The organism is Streptomyces pseudogriseolus (assembly GCA_002154585.1).
GTDB classification, from domain to species: domain Bacteria; phylum Actinomycetota; class Actinomycetes; order Streptomycetales; family Streptomycetaceae; genus Streptomyces; species Streptomyces pseudogriseolus.
On sequence record MUNG01000689.1, the window covers coordinates 1 to 609 of the forward strand.

Annotated in this window: 1 pseudogene; it reads right to left on the reverse strand. The window is 73.1% G+C overall.

Going from position 1 to position 609, the window contains the following annotated elements:
* A pseudogene (locus CCN29_RS34115) lies at positions 1-586 on the reverse strand (EamA family transporter); the annotation flags it as partial.
* Between the last annotated feature and the right edge of the window lie 23 nt (positions 587-609).

Here is a 609-nt window from a genome sequence, read left to right on the forward strand (position 1 = left end):
GGGTGGCGGCGGAGCAGCCAGCCCCAGGCGCCGAAGCCGAAGACCGTCGCGCCCCAGGCGACGTAGAGGACCGTGCCCGCGCCCGCCCGGTCGAGGGAGCGCAGGGCCGCCAGGTCCGCCGACCCGCCCTCCAGCAGCAGGGACAGGGCGAGCAGCGGCAGCACCGGGACCGTGCTGACCCAGATCATGAAATTGAGGGCGTCGGGGGGCGACGCCTTGCGCGTGAGGATGTTGGAGACGCCCCAGCAGGCCGCCGCCGCGACGACCAGGGCGAAGCCGGTCAGCGGGCCCGAGGCGCCCTCGTCGACCGCCGCCACCCCGATGCCGGNNCCGGCATGCCGGCGTCCATGCCGATGAACAGCAGACCGAACTTGGCGACGCCCAGGGCCAGTCCGACCCCGACGATCCACTTCCACGCGACCTTCGGCGGGCCGACGAGGAACACCGCGGGCAGGGCCGCGACCAGGAAGCGCAGGGCGGAGAAGAGCAGCGGCGGGAAGTGGTCGAGGCCGACCTCGATGACCGTGAAGTTCACTCCCCAGACGGCGGCGACGAGGACGGCGAGACAGACGTGAGCGGGTCGCATGCGTCGAGCATCACCGGGGACGA